This is a genomic window from Gaiella sp., assembly GCF_057140465.1.
This window is the reverse complement of sequence record NZ_DBNHWK010000033.1, coordinates 1-6,115: the sequence shown is the minus strand read 5'-3', so window position 1 is coordinate 6,115 and position 6,115 is coordinate 1. Positions and strand designations below refer to the sequence as shown.

Annotated in this window: 6 protein-coding genes; 3 read left to right on the top strand and 3 right to left on the bottom strand. The window is 70.5% G+C overall.

The features are described 5' to 3' along the window. Positions 1–1,484, bottom strand: a 1,484-nt coding sequence (locus tag AC162C_RS05230; protein ID WP_484096624.1) for a carboxypeptidase M32, incomplete at its 3' end; no start/stop codon positions are given. Between the two features lie 10 nt (positions 1,485–1,494). Continuing rightward, positions 1,495–2,136 (bottom strand): HAD-IB family hydrolase, encoded by a 642-nt coding sequence (locus AC162C_RS05225; RefSeq protein WP_484096623.1) that lies wholly within the window; start codon positions 2,134–2,136, stop codon positions 1,495–1,497. Positions 2,137–2,164: 28 nt separating this feature from the next. Between AC162C_RS05225 and AC162C_RS05220 the strand changes: the two genes are divergently transcribed. Then, positions 2,165–2,401 carry a hypothetical protein gene (locus AC162C_RS05220; RefSeq protein WP_462973335.1) on the top strand — a complete coding sequence of 79 codons (237 nt, stop codon included), beginning with the start codon at positions 2,165–2,167 and terminating at the stop codon, positions 2,399–2,401. A gap of 144 nt (positions 2,402–2,545) precedes the next feature. Here the strand turns inward: AC162C_RS05220 and AC162C_RS05215 are convergent, their stop codons facing one another. Next, on the bottom strand, positions 2,546–2,902 hold the full coding sequence (locus AC162C_RS05215; RefSeq protein WP_484096622.1) for a hypothetical protein: 357 nt from the start codon (positions 2,900–2,902) through the stop codon (positions 2,546–2,548). 174 nt (positions 2,903–3,076) lie between these two features. Between AC162C_RS05215 and uvrA the strand changes: the two genes are divergently transcribed. After that, positions 3,077–5,911 (top strand): excinuclease ABC subunit UvrA, encoded by a 2,835-nt coding sequence (uvrA, locus tag AC162C_RS05210; protein ID WP_484096621.1) that lies wholly within the window; start codon positions 3,077–3,079, stop codon positions 5,909–5,911. A 9-nt stretch (positions 5,912–5,920) separates the two neighbouring features. After that, positions 5,921–6,115, top strand: a 195-nt coding sequence (locus tag AC162C_RS05205) for a GIY-YIG nuclease family protein (protein WP_484096620.1), incomplete at its 3' end; no start/stop codon positions are given.

Sequence of the window (6,115 nt, the reverse complement as noted above, 5' to 3'; positions counted from 1 at the left end):
GCCACCTTCGCGCGCAGGTACGCGAGGTACGGCTCCGGGTCGATCGGGCCGCCCACGACCCGCTCGAGCGTCTCCGTCGGCGTGAACTTGCGGCCGAGGACGTACAGGTGGTCGCGCAGCCACGTGTGGATCTCCTCGAACGCCCCGCGCTCGATCTGCTCCTCCGCGTCGGGGACGTCCTGGAGGAGCCGCGCCCAGATCTGGGCCGAGATCACGTTCCCGAGCTGGTACGTGGGGAAGTAGCCGAAGCTCCCGCCTCCCCAGTGCACGTCCTGCAGGCAGCCGAGCCGATCGTTCGGCACCGGGGCCCCGATCAGCTCCTCGAACCGCTCGCCCCAGGCGTCGGGGAGGTCGGCCGTCGGGAGCTCCCCGGACAGCAGCCGCTGCTCGAGCTCGAAGCGGAGGATGATGTGCAGCCCGTACGAGACCTCGTCCGCGTCGACGCGCACCAGCGAGCGCCGGACGCCGTTCACGGTGCGGTAGAAGCGGTCGCCGGGCACGCCGTCGAGCGCCTCCGGGAACGCCGACTGCATTCGCGGGTAGAACCAGCGCCAGAACGCCGGCGAGCGCCCGATCACGTTCTCCCAGAGCCGGCTCTGCGACTCGTGGAGCGCCATCGAGCACCCGTGGGCGAGCGGCGTGCGCTCGAGCGCCGGGCTCACGCCGCGCTCGTAGAGCCCGTGCCCGGCCTCGTGCATCGTGGAGAACATGGACGTTCCGTGGAGGTCGTTCTCCGCGTACCGGGTGGTGAGGCGGACGTCCTGCGTCGAGAAGCTCGTGCAGAAGGGGTGGACGGTGGGATCGAGCCGGAAGGCGTCGTCCGCGCCGAAGGCCCGCATCAGCTCGACGGACAGCTCGCGCTGGCGGTCCTCCGGGTAGAAGGCGGTCTCGAAGGGCTCGACGTCGTCGCGGGCCGCCTGGTTCGTCAACTCCTGGAGCACCGGCCTGATCCGGTCGAAGACGCGTCGGACCTCGGCCGTCTTCAGCTCCGGCTCGAACTGGTCGAGGTGGACGTCGTAGGGATCGTCGCCGGGCTCGAAGCACTCGGCGTAGCGTGCGCGGAGCTCGAGCGTGCGCTCGAGCCAGGGGCGGAAGCTCGCGTAGTCGTCGTTCGCGCGCGCCGTCACCCAGGCCTCGGTCGCCTCGGAGTTGTGCTGTGCCATCGCCGCGCTCAACTCGGTGGGGATGCGCGTCGCCTTGTCCCAGTCGCGCCGCGTGACGCGGATCAGGCTGGCGTCGTCCGAGTCGTAGGGGAGTGACTCCGCGTACGGCTCGAGCGCGTCGAGCAACCGGCCGATCTCGGGGTCGGTGAAGCGGGCGTGTGCGATCGAGCGCAGCGTCGAGAGCTGCTTCGCGCGGGTGGCGGCGCCCGGCCGCGGCATCATCACGAGCTGGTCCCAGCCGAGCACGGCCTCGGCGCTCTCGATGTCTGCGATCTCGGCGAGCCGGCGGCGGAGATCCGCGAGGTCTCGGTTCTCTCCCATCCGGAGTACCCTACGCCACCGGCTCCGGAGAGACGTGCGTTCGCCGCACCCGGACGGGATGGTCGGACATCGCGAGCAGGGCGTCGTCCCCGGACGAGTCGCCGTAGGCCCAGATCTCCGCGCGCTCCAGGCCCGTCTCCCGCAGCCACGCGTCGAGTCGCCGCGCCTTCTCCGGCCCACGGCAGTTCGCCCCGTCGAGGCGACCCGTGAACCGTCCCTCGGGATCCGTCTCGAGGCGCGTGCAGAGAACGGCGTCCACGCCGAGGAGCGCGCCCAGGGGAACGAGGTACGGCTCGAGCGACGCCGAGACGAGCACCACACGGTGGCCGAGCTCGCGATGGCGCCGCAGCCGAGCCGGCGTGTCGGGTCGGAGGCGCCGCTCGTGGAGCTCTCGCCCGTAGGCCGCTCCCGCGGCCAGGACGCCCCGCTCGTCGACACCGGCGAGCGAGGAGCACACGAGCTCCTTCAGCCGGTTCTGATCGCGTCGGAGGAGCCCGGTCCCGAGCGCTCGGGGTCGGCGGGCGAGCGCGAGAGGCAGCCTGAGGCCGGCGACCCGGAGGAGGAACGGGCCGATGCTGTCACGTCGGGTGAGCGTGCCGTCGACGTCGAAGGCGGCGACGACGGGGCGGTCGGCGGTCACGCGGGCGGTCACCGCCGGAAGAGGCTATACACTCGAAGGCGTGTCCGACGGCCCGGAGATCTTCGACGACCTCTACCTCGGCCTCCAGGCGGGAGGGGCCATCCGCAAGCAGCGGCGCGGGGAGGAGCTGACCGAAGAGGAGGCGGCGGCGATCAGCCGCTGGCAGCGGCTGTCCGTCTGGCGCAAGGCGATCGCGATCGGCGCGTTCGCCGTCGGCACGTTCGGGCTCGGGTTCACACTCGGCGGGCTCGTGTTCGGCCGCTGGCGCAGGGCCTGACGCCGTCCCGACCCCTCGCGTGGGCAGCGGCGCGCTGCAGCCGCGGGGCCTTCCCCTGCGGCCGTCCCGGTCCATCCAGGTGTCGCCGCAGGGCGAGGCCGGCGCTCCGTCGGGCGTCCGGCGCCGCCCCGCGGCGTCTCTCGCCTAGGCGTGGACGGCGATCGCCTCGCTCCAGTTCCCGAACTGGCGCTCGAGGCGCTCACCGATCGCGGCGCCGACGACGCCGACACGGTCGGCGATCAGGCCGGCCCGCATCACGACCTTGCCGAACTCCTCGTCCACGCGCAGGATCGCGAGCTTCTCGGCCTCCCCGCGGACGAGGAAGAACCCCTCGAGGTCGCCCCCGTGGGGCTCGAGGAAGACCGGCTCGAAGTTCTCGATCACGCCTTCCTCCTGCAGACCGGCGAGGTAGGAGATCGTCGCGTTGAAGCTCTCGGCCGCCTCTGCCTCGCGGCCGCGCACGATCTCCCCCCACCCGATGAAGAGAGCAGCATCCGCCATCGCGCATGCACCTCCTTGTAGGGGATTGCCTCGACTCTTACACACGGCGTCCTCGCGCTCAAGGAGAACGGAGCGCTGTCCGCGTCGGCCTGCTCACTCCGCGTCGCAAGGAGTTGCCGGGCGGATCCGATCGAACACTTGTTCGGTACCGAGGGCCCGGGTAGACTCGCCGGGATGCAGGCCGAAGAGCTCGTCGTCCACGGCGCCCGCGAGCACAACCTGAAGGACGTCACGGTCGCGCTCCCGCGCAACAAGCTCGTCTGCGTGACCGGCCTCTCGGGGTCGGGGAAGTCGTCGCTCGCGTTCGACACGATCTACGCGGAGGGTCAGCGTCGCTACGTCGAGTCTCTCTCGGCGTATGCGCGCCAGTTCCTGCAGATGATGGAGAAGCCCGACGTCGACTCGATCGACGGGCTCTCGCCGGCGATCTCGATCGACCAGAAGACGACGTCGCGCAACCCGCGCTCGACCGTCGGCACCGTCACCGAGGTCTACGACTACCTGCGGCTCCTCTACGCGCGCGCCGGACGGCCGCACTGCCCCGTCTGCGGCCGCCCGATCGCCGGGCAGAGCCTCGACCAGATCGTCGAGCAGGCGCTCGCGCTCCCCGAGGGGACGCGCTTCACGGTGAACGCGCCCGTCGTCCGTGACCGCAAGGGCGAGTTCAAGGACGTGCTCGAGGAGCTGCGGCGCGACGGCTTCACCCGGGTCAAGGTCGACGGCGAGCAGCACCTGCTCGAGGACGAGATCACGCTCGACAAGAAGTTCAAGCACACGATCGAGGTCGTCGTCGACCGCCTCGTGATGAAGCCGGACCTCCGCCAGCGCCTCACGCAGTCGATCGAGACCGCCGCCGCGCTCGCCGAGGGGCTCGTCGCCCTCGACCTCGTCGACGCCGGAGAGCAGCTCCTCTTCTCCGAGAACTTCGCGTGCCCCGACCACGGCGTCTCGCTGCCCGAGCTCGAGCCGCGCATCTTCTCCTTCAACTCGCCGCACGGCGCCTGCCCCCGCTGCACCGGCCTCGGGGCCCAGCTCGAGGTCGATCCGGACTTGCTCGTTCCCGACACGGCGCGCTCGATCGAGGAGGGCGCGCTCGTGCCGTGGTCGCTGGGCGGCCAGGGCTTCTACGAGTCGGTGATCCAGGCGATCGCCGACCGCTACGAGATCCCGCTCGACGTGGCGTGGCGCGAGCTCCCGGCGGAGCAGCAGGACCGCTTCCTCTACGGGACGGACGGCGACCGGCTGCTCGTGACGTACCGCAACCGGATGGGGCGCAAGCGGCAGTACACGATGGCGTTCGAGGGGCTCGTCTCGAGCCTGCAGCGGCGCTACCGCGAGACCGACTCGACGCAGCAGCGCGAGCGGATCGAGGAGTACATGTCGATGCGCTCCTGCCCCGAGTGCGACGGCGCCCGTCTCAAGCCCGAGGTGCTCGCGGTCACCGTCGGCGGCCTCTCGATCCACGGCTTCACGCGGATGTCGGTGACCCAGGCGCTGCGGTTCCTCGACGAGCTCGAGCTGACGCCGACGGAGCAGCTGATCGGGCACCGGATCGTGAAGGAGATCCGCGAGCGCCTCACCTTCCTCGCCGACGTCGGCGTCGGGTACCTGCAGCTCGACCGGGCGGCGAAGACCCTCTCGGGCGGGGAGGCGCAGCGCCTGCGGCTCGCGACGCAGATCGGCTCGCAGCTCGTGGGCGTGCTCTACATCCTCGACGAGCCCTCGATCGGCCTCCACCAGCGCGACAACGACCGCCTGATCGGGACGCTCGAGCGGCTGCGCGACCTCGGCAACACCGTGCTCGTCGTCGAGCACGACGAGCAGATGATGCGCGCCGCCGACTGGATCGTCGACATGGGGCCGGGCGCCGGAGAGCACGGCGGGCACGTGGTCGCCGTCGGGGACGCGGCCGCTGTCGAGGCGAGCGACGAGTCGGTCACGGGCGCCTTCCTCTCGGGCGCGCGCAGGATCGCCGTGCCGTCACGGCGCGGCGCCGACCGCGGCGTGTTCACGGTCCGCGGCGCCGCCCAGCACAACCTGAAGGGGATCGACGTCAGCTTCCCGGTCGCGAACTTCATCTGCGTCACGGGCGTCTCGGGGTCCGGCAAGTCGACGCTCGTGAACGAGATCGTCTACAAGGCCCTCGCGAACCAGCTGAACCGCATGCGCGTGAAGCCCGGCGACCACCTCGGCGTCGAGGGCATCGAGGTCTTCGACAAGGTGATCGACATCGACCAGTCGCCGATCGGGCGGACGCCGCGGTCGAACCCGGCGACGTACACCGACCTCTTCACGCACGTGCGCGAGCTGTACTCGCTGACGCCCGAGGCGAAGGTGCGCGGCTACAAGCCGGGTCGCTTCTCCTTCAACGTCCGCGGCGGCCGCTGCGAGGCCTGTCGGGGCGACGGGCAGATCAAGATCGAGATGCACTTCCTCCCCGACGTCTACGTCCCCTGCGAGACGTGCCACGGCCACCGCTACAACAAGGAGACGCTCGAGGTGCGCTTCAAGGGCAAGTCGATCGCCGACGTGCTCGAGATGTCGGTCGAGGAGGCGCTCGGGTTCTTCGCGAAGATCCCGAAGATCCGCCGCCGCCTGCAGACGCTGCACGACGTCGGGCTCGACTACATCCGACTCGGGCAGCCCGCGACGACGCTCTCCGGCGGGGAGGCCCAGCGCGTGAAGCTGGCCGCGGAGCTGTCGAAGGTGGCGACCGGCCGCACGCTCTACATCCTCGACGAGCCGACGACGGGCCTGCATTTCGAGGACGTCCGCAAGCTGATGACGGTCCTGGGGCGACTCGTCGACCAGGGCAACACGGTTCTGGTCATCGAGCACAACCTCGACATCATCAAGTCGTCTGACTGGATCGTCGACCTCGGTCCCAACGGGGGCGATGGTGGTGGCGCCGTCGTCGTGGAGGGCCCGCCCGAGGTCGTCGCCAAGACCGACGAGAGCTACACCGGCCGGTTCCTGGCTCCGATCCTCGCCGCTGCCGGCACTCTCTAGGGGAGCGTCGTGGTTCAGCGGCCACCGGCAGGGACGATTCCCGACACGCCGGGCTCCTACCAGTTCAAGGACAGCGACGGGCGCGTCATCTACGTGGGCAAGGCCAAGTCGCTGCGCAGCCGTCTCTCCAACTATTTCCAGAACCCGCGAAACCTGCAGCCCCGAACCCGCCAGATGGTCGAAGCCGCCGACAGCGTCGAGTGG